General features: G+C 53.6%; 16 protein-coding genes. 15 read left to right on the top strand and 1 reads right to left on the bottom strand.

Translation table 11 applies throughout. From position 1 onward, the window contains the following. Positions 1-44 precede the first annotated feature (44 nt). From DKB71_RS35755 to DKB71_RS35690, 14 genes are all read left to right on the top strand, one after another. Entirely contained in the window at positions 45-1,196 is a 1,152-nt protein-coding gene (locus tag DKB71_RS35755) for a type IV pilus twitching motility protein PilT (RefSeq protein ID WP_408601325.1), read from the top strand. Position 1,197: 1 nt separating this feature from the next. After that, on the top strand, positions 1,198-1,917 hold the full coding sequence (locus DKB71_RS35750; protein WP_408601324.1) for an ATPase, T2SS/T4P/T4SS family: 720 nt from the start codon (positions 1,198-1,200) through the stop codon (positions 1,915-1,917). Between the two features lie 2 nt (positions 1,918-1,919). After that, positions 1,920-2,177 carry an IcmT/TraK family protein gene (icmT, locus tag DKB71_RS35745; protein WP_408601323.1) on the top strand — a complete coding sequence of 86 codons (258 nt, stop codon included), beginning with the start codon at positions 1,920-1,922 and terminating at the stop codon, positions 2,175-2,177. Next, positions 2,147-3,058 carry a toxin co-regulated pilus biosynthesis Q family protein gene (locus tag DKB71_RS35740; protein WP_408601322.1) on the top strand — a complete coding sequence of 304 codons (912 nt, stop codon included), beginning with the start codon at positions 2,147-2,149 and terminating at the stop codon, positions 3,056-3,058. Before icmT ends, DKB71_RS35740 begins: the two co-directional genes overlap by 31 nt. An 18-nt stretch (positions 3,059-3,076) precedes the next feature. Further along, positions 3,077-4,678, top strand: a complete 1,602-nt coding sequence (locus DKB71_RS35735; RefSeq protein WP_408601321.1) for a hypothetical protein — start codon at positions 3,077-3,079, stop codon at positions 4,676-4,678. A gap of 10 nt (positions 4,679-4,688) precedes the next feature. Further along, entirely contained in the window at positions 4,689-6,053 is a 1,365-nt protein-coding gene (locus tag DKB71_RS35730; protein ID WP_408601320.1) for a hypothetical protein, read from the top strand. A gap of 8 nt (positions 6,054-6,061) precedes the next feature. Then, a complete protein-coding gene (locus tag DKB71_RS35725) occupies positions 6,062-6,967 on the top strand; it encodes a hypothetical protein (RefSeq protein ID WP_408601319.1) in 906 nt (301 codons plus the stop codon). Positions 6,968-7,255: 288 nt separating this feature from the next. After that, the gene (locus tag DKB71_RS35720) at positions 7,256-9,751 is read left to right on the top strand and encodes an ATPase, T2SS/T4P/T4SS family (RefSeq protein WP_408601318.1); all 2,496 of its coding nucleotides are present in this window, start codon (positions 7,256-7,258) and stop codon (positions 9,749-9,751) included. A 2-nt stretch (positions 9,752-9,753) separates the two neighbouring features. Beyond that, entirely contained in the window at positions 9,754-10,806 is a 1,053-nt protein-coding gene (locus tag DKB71_RS35715) for a type II secretion system F family protein (protein WP_408601317.1), read from the top strand. Between the two features lie 203 nt (positions 10,807-11,009). Then, positions 11,010-11,225, top strand: a complete 216-nt coding sequence (locus tag DKB71_RS35710) for a hypothetical protein (RefSeq protein ID WP_408601316.1) — start codon at positions 11,010-11,012, stop codon at positions 11,223-11,225. A gap of 3 nt (positions 11,226-11,228) precedes the next feature. Next, positions 11,229-11,495, top strand: a complete 267-nt coding sequence (locus tag DKB71_RS35705; RefSeq protein ID WP_408601315.1) for a prepilin-type N-terminal cleavage/methylation domain-containing protein — start codon at positions 11,229-11,231, stop codon at positions 11,493-11,495. A 261-nt stretch (positions 11,496-11,756) separates the two neighbouring features. Next, positions 11,757-12,314, top strand: coding sequence for a type 4 pilus major pilin (locus DKB71_RS35700; RefSeq protein ID WP_408601314.1), 558 nt, complete (start codon positions 11,757-11,759; stop codon positions 12,312-12,314). A 313-nt stretch (positions 12,315-12,627) separates the two neighbouring features. Further along, positions 12,628-13,185, top strand: coding sequence for a type 4 pilus major pilin (locus DKB71_RS35695; RefSeq protein ID WP_408601313.1), 558 nt, complete (start codon positions 12,628-12,630; stop codon positions 13,183-13,185). A 127-nt stretch (positions 13,186-13,312) separates the two neighbouring features. After that, positions 13,313-14,287, top strand: a complete 975-nt coding sequence (locus DKB71_RS35690) for an ATPase, T2SS/T4P/T4SS family (protein WP_408601312.1) — start codon at positions 13,313-13,315, stop codon at positions 14,285-14,287. A 45-nt stretch (positions 14,288-14,332) separates the two neighbouring features. Here DKB71_RS35690 and DKB71_RS35685 read toward each other — a convergent pair whose 3' ends face one another. Further along, entirely contained in the window at positions 14,333-14,692 is a 360-nt protein-coding gene (locus tag DKB71_RS35685) for a hypothetical protein (RefSeq protein ID WP_408601311.1), read from the bottom strand. Positions 14,693-14,819: 127 nt separating this feature from the next. Between DKB71_RS35685 and sbcB the strand changes: the two genes are divergently transcribed. Beyond that, positions 14,820-16,463 (top strand): exodeoxyribonuclease I, encoded by a 1,644-nt coding sequence (gene sbcB, locus DKB71_RS35680; RefSeq protein WP_408601310.1) that lies wholly within the window; start codon positions 14,820-14,822, stop codon positions 16,461-16,463. Positions 16,464-16,489 lie beyond the last annotated feature (26 nt).

Below are 16,489 nucleotides of genomic sequence, written 5' to 3'. Positions count from 1 at the left end.
CGATACGCCCGAGCCTATAAAAATAAAAACAAAAGGCCTTCACCGTGGAAGATTTTCGAATTGAAGTGCCGCCTCGTGCGGACTCCCTGGACACCGTCAACATGCTGCTCAAGCACATGGTTGAAATCGGCGGATCCGACATGTTCCTTCTCGGAAGCGGTGAGGTATGGGTCTCTCGTTATGGCCGCAAGTACAAGCTGACCAATCGCCGGCTCAGTGATAACGAAGTCCAGAGCCTGCTGGGCCAGATCTACAACATCAACGCCCCTTCCATGCTCGGCGCCGCCAAGCCTATCGACACCTCCTACGAGTTTTATGTCGAACAGCAGAAAGGCGATGAGTACCTGCGCACGCGGTACCGTTTCCGGGTAAACGCCGTGGGCTGCCTGCGAAATAGTCGAAACAGCCTCACGATCACGATGCGTACCATTCCGTCGACCCCTCCCCACTGGGAGAAGTACGGAATCGAGAAGGAAATCATCGAGGTCACCCGTAACCTCGACCAGGGCCTGATCCTGATGGTCGGGGCCACCGGTAACGGTAAGTCCACGGCCCTTGGCGCAATTCTTCGAGATCGTGTTGAAGGCCCGAACAGCCACACCAACTTCGTGACAATCGAAGAGCCTATCGAATTCGTGTACGACGAGGTCGACACACCAACCGCATTGATCACCCAGATGCAGGTAGGTCTCGACGTGGAAAGCTTCTACCACGGCGTTAAAAACTCCCTACGTATGGCGCCTAACGTGATCCTGGTAGGTGAGGCTCGTGACTTCGAGACCGTACAGGCGGCTCTGTCAGCCTCTATGACGGGCCACACCGTGTTCTCGACCGTGCACGCGAATGACATCCCTTCAACGTTCCAGCGTCTCGTATACGCATATCCAGGCAACATGCAGACCCAGGCAAAGCTCGACGTCCTGCAGCCGATGAGCTTGATAATGGCCCAGCGTCTGATTCCGACCGTGGATGGCCGGCGTACAGCGTGCAGGGAAATCTGCGCGTTCGACCAGGAAGACAAAGAGCGCCTGCTTGCTGCCAAGGATATGGCGGCTGAAGCCTTCAAGCTTGTGGAGTCAAAGGGCAAGCCGATGGTTGCCGATGCCTACCAGAAATTTAAGGACGGGATCATCAGCGAGGAGACGTTCAAGCGCATGGAGCTGAACTACAACGCTACGAAAAAAGAGCTCATTTAAGATGGCTAATTACGATCACACGTATATCGAACCTGAACTTCTTGAGTTGGCCAGCAAGTACCCAGTTGGGCTGATCCTGGTTGGCGGCACTGGGTTCTCAGGAATTACCACAACTGCCACAAACCTGATGGTTGAATGCAGTAAGGCGAATGCCTGGCATAGGGCGATTGATGTATCAAATCGCTATGATTATAACGATGCTGATTCAGGCAGTGTCATCTCCATCGAAGTCGCAAGAGATCCATATCAGCGACTAATTCGTGCGGCGATGGCAAACGACCCGGATGTTATCTTTTTGGGTGAAATTCGTGATAAAGCCAAGGGCAACTGGTCGACTCAAATTGCTTTGTCTGGCACTAAAGCTATTGCGGAATTGCATGCATATTCAGTGGCTTCGTCACTGGAGCGCTATTGCGAGTTGATCGACAAATCGCAACTGCCAAGGCTGCATAACGTGCTGGTCGTCTCGCAGTTTTTGCTGACCCGCAAAGATGGCAAAAAAGTCGCCGTCCGCGAGTTCCTGGCCCTTGATCCAGAGCTCTTGCAGGCCCTGGCTGACTCGGACAACCTCAAGAAAACGGCCTACGTTCTCAGCCAGACCCACGGACAAAGCTTCTACGTCTCCGCCCTAAAGCTACATGCAAAGGGCTGGATTTCGGATGAGGAAATGGCGCAAGTGCTGGACTTTCACAAGTCGAACGCTGCAGAGGTGGGGTTTTAATCATGGTCGCTCACTACGTAACTCGCCGTGCTCGCCTCGGGCCTATTGATGCCCAGATTGTTTACCCTCTTCTGCTGCTGATGATGCACCCGAGGATGTGGACGCTCTATCTCTTTCTATTCATGGTTATCTTTCTTTGGTATCTGTCGAAGAAGGGAATCAACATCATGATGATGGGTCGCATTGTCCGTCGTTGGATAGTTGGTGAGCGAAGAGGCATTAGATCTCCGTGGAGAAGGCCAATTGCTATGCAAAAATGAACTTTGCTTATTTCAACTTACATAATACTATGAGCCAATTAAATAAGAGGACATCCGGAATGGCCCACAAGTTAAGTATGATTGCTGCCGCGTTGGCCGCTCTGGTTTGTGCTCAACAGGCAAGCGCTGAGCTGTATATCTCCCCTGTTCTGCGATCCGCTGTTCAGCCGGCTGTTTCCGCGCCTGCCCCGATCAAACAATTGCCGAAAATTGCCCCTGTGGCAGTAGCACCTACGCCCGTTGCTCCGGCACCTGTAGCGCCCGTAACGGCGACGGTTATTCCTGCGACGATCAAGGCGCCTGTCACATCGCTTGAGGGTGGCTCCCTGTACGGGAAGAGCGTTCCGCTATCCGTGGCGCTGGAAAACCTCGTGCCAGACCGTTCTTCGTGGACAGTGATCTATGAGCCGGGCACTGAAGTGCGCCAGGTCTCCTGGAAAGGTGCTCGCGACTGGCGTGATGCGATCAAACAAATTGGCAACAACCACAACATGACCATCGGCATGAACGAGCAGGCCAAGCGTCTCGCTGTGTCCTTCTCCCCTGCCATGGCCAACCAGCTGATTCAGCCAGGCACCAACGTTTGGCAGCTGAAGTCGGGCATATCGCTGCGTGAAAACCTGATCGCATGGGGCAAGCAAGCTGGATGGCAGGTTGACTGGTCGTCGACCATGGTCGATTACCCAATCGACCATCCGGCCACCATGGTTGGCCAGTTCTCGGGCAAAGGTGGCGTTGTTGACCGCCTGCTGAATGCGACAAGCAACCGTGAGACCCCTCTGATCGGGCACTTCTACAGCGGAAACCACGTGGTTGTCATCGGGGAAGCTGGCTACAAGGCCGAAAAAGCTGACCGCGTTGAAGTTGATGAATCTCTATAAGGCTCAAGGTACCGAAGAATGACAATCAAGAAGATCGCCACCCTCTCAGCGCTGTCTACTGCCATGCTCCTGGCCGGCTGCTCCGTGGTCGACAAATCCTATGACACCGTCCGTGACGACATGGGCGGGGTTAAAAAGGAAATCGCCAAGAACCGCGCAGTCAAAAAATCTTCCGTGCTCGAGACCGACGATATTTGGTTGGGTGGCGAAGCCTTCAAGATTTCCGACGTACAGAACGCGCCTGCAGTCCTGAAGCGCACTGTATCGTTCAAGCAGATCGACCCGATTTCTGTCGGCGAACTGGTCACGATGCTCAGCGTCGACCTCGGCGTGAAGATCATTCTGACCCAGGATGCCATCGAGTACACCTCGAGGACGACCAATAGTGGCGGCGATCCAGCGAACGAAAAGTCTGACGCTCCAGCAGTAATCCCTGGCGGGAATGCTGAGTCCAGCGTTTTCGGTCAAATGTCGACCGGTTCGTCCCTGGCCTCTGACACCAAATTTACCCTGGACTTCAAAGGCTCGGTCGCACAGCTTCTTGACGTGATCTCTGGCAAAACAGGCTTGTTCTGGCGCTGGGAACACGGCGAGATCGTGATCAAGCGTAATGAAACCAAGACCTATGTTTTGGACATCACGCCTGGCAAGACCGAATTCGAAGCCGAGATGAAGTCCGACCTCGCCTCTGGTGATGACAAGACCGGTAGCTCGGTTCACAGCACCAAGAGCGAGATCAAGCCTGACGGCGCCTGGGAGTCGCTTGAGAAGTCGCTCAACACGATCCTCAGTGAGAGCGGCAAACTGGCCTTCGCTGAAGCCGTGGGCACCATCACGGTCACGGATACCCCTCAGGTACAGACTCGTGTTGCTGAGTTCATCAAGAGCATCAACAACATCTCCAGCAAGCAAATTGCTGTGAAGGCTGACGTGTTCGAGATCACCTCCGATGAAAACGGCGACTTCGACAGCAGCATTACTGCGCTGTACGACTGGAAAGGCATCCTGAACATTGGCGTCGATGGCGGTAAGCTGACCATCGGTAAAGGCAACCGCGACACGACGAACAACAACCAATTCACCAAAGCTGATGCGGCGGTGAACCTGCTGCGCACGAACAAGAACGCCAGCCTGGTGACTTCGTCGACCATCTACGCCATGAACGGCCAAGCTACTCCGTTCCAGCAGATGGACGAGATCGGCTACCTTGCACAGGTGACTGTGACCCAGGGCGAGAACGTGAACCCTCAGTCCTCTCTGACCCCTGGCAAGACCAGCCAAGGCTTCTCGATGATGATTCTCCCAAGGATCCTCTCGGACGGTCGCGTGATGATGAACTTCGCTGTCGACTCTTCGCGGATCAACTCCATCGATGAGTACGGCACCGAGCAGCAGGGCAAGATCCAGCTGCCAAACCGCTCGACGAACAAATACCAACAATTGGTTGCTGTTCACAGTGGTGAGCCGTTGATGATCGCCGGCCTTGAGCGTACCGAGAACACTGCACAGATCGGTTCGATGCTGGGTCGTTACTCCTGGTTCCTCGGCGGTACCCAGAAAGGCGGCAAGCGCAAGATCATGACCATGATCGTGCTGACTCCTTACATCATGCAGAAATAAGAGATTCCTCATGGAGCAAATTCTCGAGGTAGGTGGCCAGCGGTACATCATTGGGCTTGAGTGGAACCCTCTCTCAGGCAGTGATCCCCTGCTGGCTGCCAGAACCCTGGCCAAGGCTCGCAAGAGCCCCCTGGGGCTTCTGAGGACGATCAACACCGGTGATGGGCAGGTAATCCACCAAGCCGGTCTTGCTCAGAAGAAAGTCAAAGGGGTGATTCTGGCTGGTGCTGCACAGCTGGCCAACATCTCCCCTTCCATGATCGCAATCGACCGGTTGAGTGAAGACCTCTACTGGTTGTGCGTGACAGACAATGGCCGTGTATTGCCAGGGCATGACGCAGTTGCGTCGGACTCTGAGGTCAGACGGCTGTTCAACGATCTCGCGGAAGACTACCAGCTCGACTACATGCGTCTTGTGATGACCGAAGAGGTCGCCCAAACGCTATCGATTGGCCGTGTTGTAGAGAATATCAGTCCCCTCGACTTGCTTGAGACTACGCCACCGGGCGATAACCTCAAGCTAAAGAACCTGGTGGGCGTTTCTAACACCACGATTCTGGGCGCGATCATCGGCATCATGCTGGTTGGCGGTGGGGGGTATTGGAAGTACACCGACCAGATCCGTCAGCGCGAATATGAAGAGCAAATGGCGCTCGAAGCGATGGAGGCTGAGGCGGCTGAGAAAGCACGCCTGGCCGGCATCAAAAAGGGCCCAACGGACGATGAAATCCTGGCGAAAGCCAGAGAGGAAGAGGTTGGCTGGTTACGCGACGAGTTCAATCAAAAGAACCTCATCAACTCCCTCAAGCACGTCTACGTGTTGAGTAGCACGATGCCAATCCGTGAGGAAGGCTGGGAGCTTCAGGGTATTTCGTTCAATAGCGAGAACCTCAGAGAGCTTCGCACGGCCTGGAAGCGGGACGGCGGTAATCTCAAGGGCATCAAGGACGCGCTGGCCGGCAAGGGTAATGTCTTCTTCTCCTCGGACTTCAAGCAGGCGAATGCCAGCCATAAGATCAGCCTGGGAGACCGAGGCATTCAGGACATTGAAGCGTTCCTGAAAACTCGCGGTATGCGTCAGCACACTCTGGTGGACATATTCCTCGCAGAAAACCTGGAGTTCGGAGTCACTGTTACGACTAAGACGGAGCGAAAGAGCACTATTGAAGGGTTGAAGGATAAGAACCTGGAAAGCGTTCCTCAGTTAACGGTCAAGAAGTGGCTGTTTGCAATCAGCGGCCAAGATGTAGACAGCTACATCAAGCTTATGAACATACTTCAGCAAGTTGATAACATGACGCCTGAAACAATCGATGTAAGTCGAGTCGATGGCGCCTTTGTTTGGAAATTCACCGGGACACTGCAAGACTTATGAGGTCGACAATGAAGCATTCATTCAAAAAAGCACTACTGGCGGGCATCGTTGCTGCGGCTTTTTGCTCTCAGGCTTTCTCTGAAGAAGCAGTTGCCCCGGTCGCGGCTCCAGCCCCTGAAGTTCAAAAGGCTCCTGCTGAACCGCAGAAGCAAGCAAAGCCTGTTGAAAAGCAGGATATGACCAGCAAACTTCCTGCTGACCTGGTTCGCGAAATCGACAAATCCGGCGCTCATAACCAAGTGCTGGATGAACTGCTCCGTAAAAAGGCGTTGCTGCAGGCCGAAAACGACCTCGCGAAGGTTGAGCTTGAGCAGGCCAAGACCAAGGCTGAAATGCGCAAGGTCACCAACCCTGAAGCCGCGAAAGATGGCGCGGGGGCTCCTGGCTACGGCTCTCAGGCTACCATCGACCCATTCACGGGCCTACCTCTCGGGGCTACCTCGAACGCCATTTCCCAGATGGCAAACCAGGTTCTCGCTCAGCCAAAAACTGACGATATGGCAGAGCTGAACAAGATCTTTGTGACACGGGTTTATGGGTTCGGCGACAAAAAAACCGTCACCGTATACGTCGAAAACAGCGTTGTTCAAGCCCAGGTTGGCGATGATGTTTACAACGGTGTGAAGATGGTTTCGGCAACCGATACTGCTGCGACGTTTGAATACAAAGGCAAGAAAAGAACTGTTCATCTGACCACCCAAGATCAGGCATACAGTCGTTCTTTCGAAGGTGCCGCTGCTAGTTCCGGATCCCTTCCACGGGGGTTAAGTAGTGGTGGGGGAAGTGCTTCTGTGGGCCGACCAGCAGCAATGCCAGCTGGTATGTCGATGCCTAATCTGCAAGTACCACCTCCGGTACAGCCAAGTAACTTTGGCCTTAAAGGTGGGACAATGATGGCACCGCCTGGATTCTAATCCTCTTCAGTAGTCGTTAAATCCAATGAGGGGCTTTTGCCCCTCATTTGTTTTGCTGTATATTGCGTTAAACCTGTACTCATATAAAAATAAAAAAAGCGAGCAGGAATGGGTCGATTTAATTTTTGGAGCCGGGATAAGTCTGCGGCTACCGTAGAGCAACGCAGCCCGCCAAAACCTGTTCAAGGTCGTGGGCAGGCCCCGTCTACCCCTGCTCGTCAGGGCCAAGCGCCCTCGCCTACAGCTCTTCCAAACAGACCTGTCCAAAAGTCTGCAGCCGAGTTAGCGATGCAGACCCCGCAGCCATCAGCGGCTCCGACAGGTGCTGCCGGCCAAGATCAGCCCAAAAGGCCGGACATTAAGGTACTCGTCAAAAAAGACGACATTCCGATCCATGCCAGTGTGATGTCGGTTGCCGGTGGCCCCATCGAGTTGTCGGCGGAGCTGCAAAAGAATTACGCAGTATTGTTGATCGCAAAAGAGCGCAAAGATGTCGTCATCGTCTGCTCTACTGAAATCAACAAAAACAAGGCTGATTCCAACAGCATCGATGATGATTACTTGGCCATTTCCGCCAAGATCAATCGCCTGGGGTTGAACCGGAAGAAGATCCTTGCGAACCCTGAAATCCTCGCGATCATCTACGAATCCGGCAGCTCGTCAAAGTCGAGTGAAGAGCAGCTACGTGCTGCCACCAAGATTCAGCTCGATTTCGACGACCTCTTACGATCTGCCGTGGACGCAGATGCGTCTGACATCCACATCGAGGTTAGACGGGACGAGGCGCGAGTCCGCTTCCGTAAAAACGGCAGCCTCTACCAGTTCAAGCCCTGGCCAGTACGCTATGCCCGTACAATGGCGAGCGTTATCTACCAGGTAATCGCTGACGAAAAAGACACGACGTTCGACGACGCCAAACCTCAGGACGCGATCATCGACCGGGAGCTGAGCGAGTCGCTCCGACTTCGTGTACGTCTGGCAACCATTCCGGCCTACCCTGCCGGCTTCGACATGATCATGCGTCTGTTGAAAATGGGCCAGGACGGTAAGCGCGTGTCCCTGGATAAACTGGGCTACGAAAAACGTCACCTTTCACATATCCGTCGAGCGGTGGCCAAGCCCGTGGGCGCGGTAATCATGGCGGGTACGACCGGTTCCGGTAAGTCGACCTCCTTGAACTCCATGCTCGGTGAAAAAATTGAGCTTTACGAAGGTCGAATCAAGGTCATCACGGTAGAGGATCCACCTGAATATCTCTTGATTGGTGCGACTCAGGTTCCTGTTGTACGGTCGCGATCACAAGCCAAAGCCGGCGATGCGGCGGTCAACCCATTCGCCTCGGTTGTCCGGGCGGCAATGAGGTCAGACCCAGACATCCTGATGGTCGGCGAGGTTCGAGATGAGGCTTCGGCAGAGCTTTTGATCCATGCGGTTCAATCCGGTCACCAGGTATTTACCACGGTGCACGCCTCTGGCGGCATCGACATCATCGCTCGTCTGCGCTCCAACGGCGTGAACGATGACGTACTCGGTGGACAGAACTTCATTTCGGCTCTGATCTATCAAACGCTCCTTCAGAAACTCTGCCCGCACTGCTCGTACGATGTCGATGAACTGCAAAAACGCGTCAAGAACGACCAGGACGAAGAGTTTGTGGAGCGTGTCCACAAGTACATGCATCCTTCGCTCAAGAAGACCTTGCGCTTCACCAACAACGACGGGTGCCCTAAGTGCACCGCTGGTCTGATCGGGCGATCTGTGGCGGCAGAGGTCATCCTGCCGGATACCTACATGCTCAAGTGCTTCCGTGACAGGCGAGATTCCGATGCGCTGATGCACTACCGTCGTAAAGGCGGGAAAATAGCCCTTGAGCACGGCATGCTAAAAGCGATCCGTGGTGAGACCGATCTACGTGACGTTGAGCTTAAGCTCGACCAGATCACGTTCCTGGAGGAGCTCGACATTTCCGTCAGGGCTGAGTTCGGCTTGCCGCTGATCACCAACTTCCAGGTGACTGCCGATATCTTTGAAGAGCACATCATTGGTGCTGAGCCTCAGCAGATCATCATGCCTCCAACGGAGATTGTGGACGCTCAGGGGCTCTCTCTCACGAAATCTGCCCCTGCCCCTGCACTGGTTGAGGTGAAGCCCCCGACGTTGCCTGTATCGGCTCCTGAGGCTGTTCTGGTAGAGCCTGAACCTTCAGTCGCTCCCGAGGTGAGTGTTGAAGAGCCTCAAGAGATCCCTGTGGTCGAAGCTGAGCCGCTACCGGTGCTTGCCATTGAGCTGATCAGGATCCTGCAGAAGAACGTCTTTAAGACCTCTCCGGCCCTACGAGACCTGGATGTCGCGGTTAAGATCTGCAGCAAACTCTCGGGTGATGCTCTTGGCTCTGGCGGTCGCAATGAATCTCTCGACGAGCAAGCAAGGTCAAGGATCGTTTCGATCTACAAGGCAATGACGGATGACCAGAAGGCCAGGATGAAGCTCGTATCACCAGAAGAAGTGGTGGGTCATCTGGTGCCCGTGGATCATGCCTTCATCACCGCGTCCTCAGCCCCGAATTCTGAAGCCCAGAAGCGTTTCAAATCAGAGCAGTCGGCCTCCAATAAGCGTAATGGTGGTAAGCCGGCAACGGTCAGCACCTTCGTTGTTAGAAAAGACAAAGGCGAAAACCGCTCCTCGAATGGCGAAACCGATACTGCAAAGAGTAACAATCCCCCAACTCAAGGGGATGATGCCAGCGGCGGCCCGGACAATAACAATAACGATAGTGGTGTCTGACAATGTCGATCTCTGAAAGCTTTAACCGTCTTCAGTTCACGTCCAGCGTGCGCAGGAAGATGTACCAGTCGTTCGTGGATTACCTGAGCCAGGGTATCCCTATCAACGATATCGTGAAGCTGCTGTCCGCCTCGATCATCAAGGCCGGCGCACGCAGCCAGATGTTCCAGGTCAAGATCCTCGATGACATTAGCCTTAAAATGTCATCCGGTACTGAGTTCTCTGAGGCGCTCGCTTTCTGGGTGCCAACGAGTGAGGTGATGTCGATCCGGGCTGGTATGCGAAGTGGTGACCCGGTAACGGGTATGAAGAACACGATCGATGCTCTGGACGCTTCGTCATCCATGATGGGTACGATCTTCGGCAAGCTCTCTTACCCAGCGATCCTGCTGCTGGCGCTCTGCGGCCTGATCTTTTTCTTCTCGGTTGCGATTATCCCCAAAATTGCTGAGGTAATGGATCCTTCGCTGTGGCCAGGGCCAGCACAGAAGCTCAACTCCATGGCGACGTTTGTCCGGGATGACTGGTGGATCGTCGTGATCGTCCTCACCCTACTCGGCATAGCTATCAGCTACTCGCTACCAAGGCTCAATGGCCGTGTAAGGGACTTTCTGGATTACTTCCCCCCATACAGCTTCTACAAGGCCTTCCACGGCGCGAACCTGCTGATCTCCCTGGCAGCCCTGATGAAGTCCGGTATCCCCTTCGTAGCGGCGCTGGAGGACATGAGAAAGCTCTCTAGCCCCTACATCGGTCGCCACTTGGACAAGATGGTGCACAACATGGCTGATGGCGCCTCCCTGGGCGAGGCCCTCGACACAGGCCTGCTATCCAGCGAGATGATGGTGAGTGTGTACATGATGTCCCACAACGCAAACTTCCAATCAGCGATCTATGAGATCGGTCGCCAGGCGGTTACCCGAAGCATTGAGAAGATCTCAGCGATCTCCGGGATGCTTAACGGTGTTGCCCTTCTTGGAGTGACAGGCTATGTAGGCTGGGTGTATTACGCGTTCTTCTCCGTATCCAACGCGATGGCCCAACAGGTTAACTGATTCCAGGCTCGGCAAAAAAGGATCCCACTGGGATCCTTTTTTTGTATAGACAATTTGCTAATATTGCCAAATGGCGTCCGACCCATATCCTGCTCCTCAGGTTTGCTGGTGCATGGGCGCAGTATCTTCTTCGTGAAAGGGGTCTCACTTTGCACTCAAATGCTTGGCCTGCACTACAAATCGATTCACCCAGAGGTTGTCAGATGGGCAGCACGCTCATTGAAGTCATGGCGGCGGTGATGCTCATGGCGCTCATCACTTTCGGAGCGTTGACTTTCTATGTGTCGGCCTCAGATCAGGCGCGGATGATTGAAAACGGCAAGGAAGGCTCCGCAACCCGTCAAGAAGCCACAAGTATTGACAAGACAGCTCCGCGCCACTCGTCATCGGGTTCCATTTCCAACCTAGAGAGCTTCTGATTTATGCGAAATGGTTTTGTTTTGAAGTCAAAGGTATCCATTCAAACCGGTTTTTCCTTGATTGAAATTGTTATGGTCATCGCGATTCTTTCCGTCATTTTGCTTTCAGCCATGACCTATCAAGGGAATGCCAAGCAAGCCTTGGCGGAACACAAGAATGATCGGGGTGGTGCAATGTCAGCTGAAAATGAGCCGGCGCATAAATTGCCATCATCTACCTCCCCTATAGCCCCACTGTCTCGAAATATTTCTAACCAAGACATTTTCTAACATTCGGTTGCTCATCCAGGTCGACTACATTCTTGAAAAATGTGGTCGGCCTGTTTTTCGGTTGGCCGAATAGCCTGAATTTACAGGTGTTCTGCGCGGCTAGATTGAATTAACCAACCAAGTTAAAGTTGACGCTTTCTATTGTTTTAAATATACAGGTCGGATGTTTCGAGTTGTTTTTTATATTGTGGCGGCAATGTATTGATGTTAATTTTGTAGTCAGAACAACCATATAAAAATAATAATAAAGGGATGTTAGCTATGCAGCTTAACTTTAAGCGCCAGGCTGGTGCTACGTTGATCGAGATCATCATGGTGGTGGCTCTCATCGCGATCATCACCATCGGTGCGCTGACCTACTACAACTCTGCGAACCAGTCGACCAAGGTTCAGGAGACTGTCTCTGGCCTCACCTCGTTGACCTCGGTTATCCGCAACCAGTTCTCCTCCCAGGGCCACTACCTGGGCCTTGACGAGCAGGTTGTCGCATCCTTCGGCAACGTCCCTAAGACTATGCGTGTCGACGACACCAGTGAACTCAGACACTCCTGGAGCTCTGATGCGACCGCTGTGAAAATCGGCCCAATGACTGGTGACGGCGCGAACTCGGACTTCTACATTCAGTTGGCTGACATTCCAGCTCGTGCATGTACCGACATCGTGACCAAGACCTTTAAGAGCTTCAGTGTGATCAAAGGCACCAAGGGCACTGCTCCAACTTCCGCAGCTGGCGCCTACACAACCATCGCCCAGGGTGTGACGGGCTGTGGTGGTACCTCCGAGACTGCGAAGGTCACGGTAAACTTCATGTCGAAGTAATCCACCACTGATCGGTGAAGAAATCGAGGGCGGGAATGGCATCATGTCATTCCCGCCCTCTTCTTTTTCAAGGGTTTGACGGAATTTGTCGCTTTTCCAGTTATCTAATATACAAGTTCGTGGCTGTTTGATCTTATTAACCATTCAAGTTAACGGATTGACTGATGGCGAATGTTTACATATACAAGCACGGCAAAATCGCTCGTCGGGATGTTGCAAAATTGTGCTTAATTCTCTTGTGCTAGAAATATCTTGGTGCTAATTTTGGTATCCATAACAAACACATAAAAATAACAATAAGAGGATGTTCGTTATGCAGCTGAACTTCAAGCGGCAGGCCGGTGCCACGCTGATTGAAATCATCATGGTGGTAGCGCTCATTGCGATCATCACCATCGGTGCTTTGACCTACTACAACTCCGCCAACCAGTCGACCAAGGTTCAAGAGACAGTTTCCGGTCTCACCTCGTTGACCTCGGTTATCCGCAACCAGTTCTCTTCTCAGGGGCACTACCTGGGTCTCGACGAGCAGGTTGTGGCGGCGTTCGGTAACGTTCCAAAAACCATGCGTGTGGATGACACCGACGAGCTCAAGCACTCCTGGAGCTCCGATGCCACTGCTGTGAAAATTGGCCCAATGACTGGCGACGGCGCGAACTCGGACTTCTACATCCAACTGGCCGATATCCCGGCTCGTGCTTGCACCGACATCGTGACCAAGACCTACAAGAGCTTCAGTGTTCTCAAGGGCACCAAAGGCACTGCGCCTACCTCCACTACTGGCGCTTACACGACTATCGCAGCAGCGGTGGCCGGTTGCGGTGGCACCTCGGAAACCGCAAAAGTCACGATGAACTTCATGTCGAAGTAATCGTGATGCGTAGAAATGGCAGGGAAACCTGCCATTTTTATGCTCGAAAGCTAAGCGTGATGTCTTAAAATGGATCAACAAAGGACATCAATTGCCTCAGAAGAATAACAATAAATAGAGGTTCCCCATGGATGCTTCATTGATCCAAAAACCAATGGACATAGATGAGATCACCGACTTCTATCTACCAGGTGACCAGCCTCGCCATGGTGTGTTTTTTCCAGGAAGGAAGCCACTTCAACCCGATATGTTTACGATGGCAGTGGCGCTGGTCGATGCCGCTCGTAAGACCAGGCTGAATAACAGCACCGTCACTTTCAACGGGCGCTCCTTTCGTTGCCACATCATGCCGACCCATGAAGGGGACATGTTCATCTTCAGGCGCATGCCCAACAAGATCATGACGCTCAAGGATTGTGGCTATCCACCGGTCATCAGCCGTGAGCTTCTCTCCCCTCGCCTGCTCAAAGGCGGTCTTATCATCGTTTCCGGCCTCCCAGGCAACGGTAAATCGACCACCCTGGCTTCGATCATCGTTGATCGGCTTACGAAGTTCGCCGGCATCTGCATCACCATCGAGGATCCGGTTGAAATGCCCCTTCAGGGCTTCCATGGCGAGGGCTACTGCCTTCAGCGCAGCATCACCGGTGAGGAAGAGCTCTCTGGAGCCATCAAGGACGCTCTGCGGGCTTACCCGGCCAAGACGCCGGCCATGATGATGATCGGCGAGATACGCGACTCCAAGGCCGCTGCAGTGGCTCTGAGGTCTGCTGTGGACGGTCGACTTGTTATGATCACCATGCACGCAGGTGACATCATCCAGTCGCTGTTCAGGCTGTGCTCCTTCGCTTCACGTGAAATGCCTCTCGAGGAGGTTCGCGAGCTACTGGCTTCCAGTTTCCGTGTGGCGATCCACCAGTCCTTGGTCAAGAACGGCCAGGGCCGCACCGTGCCAAGGCTTAGCGCCCTGCTGGACACCCAATCGGTGGTCGGTACCATCAAGCAACGAGCGGTCTCCTTCGATACCCTCAAAAACGACCTGAACCACCAGCAGAACCTGTTCAGAAGTAATCAGCCAATTGACCTCAGGCCGATTGACTGAACAAAAAAAGGAGCCTTCGAAAGGCTCCTTTTTCATGGCGCTGGATCAGGCTTTTTGTCGGGCGACCGACATGATTTCCATCTCAAACAGGCTGAGATCCTCCAGCACCTCTCTGACGAGCGACATCAGCTTCTGGCCAACCTTCTTGGACTGCCACTCCTGGTAGCGCAGTACGCTCATCCGGCGCCGCTCGGCCACCAGCTCGGGGCACAGCTCCTGCAAGCTCAGGTCGAACATCTCGCGGGCGATCACGTCGGCCACGATGAAGAGCTTTTCAGGTGTCAATTTGTCTTGAAAGTGCTCGCAAATGTCCACCAGCGAGTGTCCATCCACGATCCACGCACTGAGATTATTGATGTCATCATCAGTGAGATGGTATTTCGCTTTCAGTGGGATGATCTGCATGGCGAGACTCCAAAAAAGCAGCGTGTCATGATATTCTATATGTATTGACAGGAAATGAAACCTATCCATTTCCAACAAACTTATTATATTGACGGAGACAACTTTGGGCATACCAACGAGACTGGCCGTGTGGGACACGGAAACAACGGGCCTCTCCCCAGCTACAGACCAGGTTATCCAGGTCGCTGGTATGGCGGTCGACAAGGATCTGAACTACATCAAGGGCGACCAGATCGTCCTGGACATCAAGCTTCGCTTGGACGTTGTTCCCAACCCTTACGCCTTCGCTACCCACGGCATCTCGATCCTTGGACTCATCGAAAACGGGATGACCGAATTCGAAGCCGCTGGCCACCTCAAGCAGTGGTTCAAGGCTGGAAAGAACACCATGATGACGGGCTATAACACCCGTAAATTCGACGATGAAGTCGCCCGAAATCTTTTCTTCCGGACAATGCTCGACTGCTATGACCACGAGTGGGCGGATGGCAATTCACGTTCTGACATCATGCAGCTCACGATGCTGGCTTATGCGCTGCGCCCAGAGATCATGAACTGGCCTGTCAAGCCTGATGGCAGCATCTCGATGAAGCTTGGCGACATGGCTCGCGAAAACGGCATCGACCTTACCCATGCGCACGATGCCCGCTTTGACTGCCAGGCCACCGTCGAGCTGATGCGCAAGATGAAGGCTGGAAACGAGAGACTTTGGGACTACTTCCTGCAGCTGTCCGACAAGAGGTTCGTTGCAGCAAAGCTGAATGCTCTTCAGCCGCTTGTTATCGTCGACCGGTACATCCCGCGTGAGCAGGGCAGCGTGTCCATGATGCTCCCTGTGATCGAGGACAAATTCCAGGCCGGTAAGATGCATTGCATCGACCTTCGTCAGGATCCTACTGAGTTGCTGGGCCTCTCCCCTGAAGAACTGAGGCGCCGGATCTTCACCTCGATGGCTGAGCTCAAAGAAGGTGAGTCGATCACCAGCGTGCGCAGCGTAGCGAGTAACCAGGCGCCGCTGATTGCTGATCCTTCTGTTTTCAGGGGTCGTGGTGACCTGATCGAGCGTGCCGGCCTAAACTTGGCGCAGTGCCAAAAGCATGCCGAGATCATTGCTTCAGATCCAGCTTTCCGCGCAAGACTCCAGCAGGCCATGGTTTCAGACTTCCCTCCACCGAGTGATGTCTACCAAGGGGTCTACAGCTTGGGCATGATTGGTCGGGATGAAAGTGTATTGCGCAGCCGCCAGCGTACCATGGGCGTCCAAGGCCCTAATGAGACTGGCCTGCCGAACATCGTCAAAGTTGACCCGTTCGAGCTGTGTGACCAACAGGCTAAAGACCGCCTGAGAATGTTCGAGCTGGCCCTTCGTGCGAAATGGGCAAACTTCACTGACGAAGTGCTCGCCATGAAAACCTTCACGGCTCCTGAGCTGAAGGAATGGGTAGATCATCTGGAGCGTACCTGGTTCGGAGAGCCAAAAGGCAAGCAACAGATCAACATCGATTCGTATAAATTGACATTGGCCGAGGTGAGAGCGAAATTTGCCCTGACCGACGTCCAGGAAAAGGCCCTGGTGGAGCTTGAGGCTCACATCGAAACCTCCCTGAAGACAATCGACACCCTAAAGCAGCTTTCCGCCCATATGACGAAAGCAGCCGAGGAAGGTCTGGATGAAGCTGCTACACCGAACAACTCCGGTGTGGTGGAAAAGGACAGACAGAACCGCGCCGACCGTCACGGCCAAACCAGTGTCAGCTATCAGCCCGGTTAAGGGTTGAGGGGACACGCACTGCCTGG

Source organism: Pseudomonas sp. PLMAX (assembly GCF_046042685.1).
GTDB classification, from domain to species: Bacteria; Pseudomonadota; Gammaproteobacteria; order Pseudomonadales; family Pseudomonadaceae; genus Aquipseudomonas; species Aquipseudomonas putida_AE.
The sequence above is the reverse complement of the archived record's forward strand: the minus strand, read 5'-3'. Positions and strand labels throughout refer to the sequence as shown.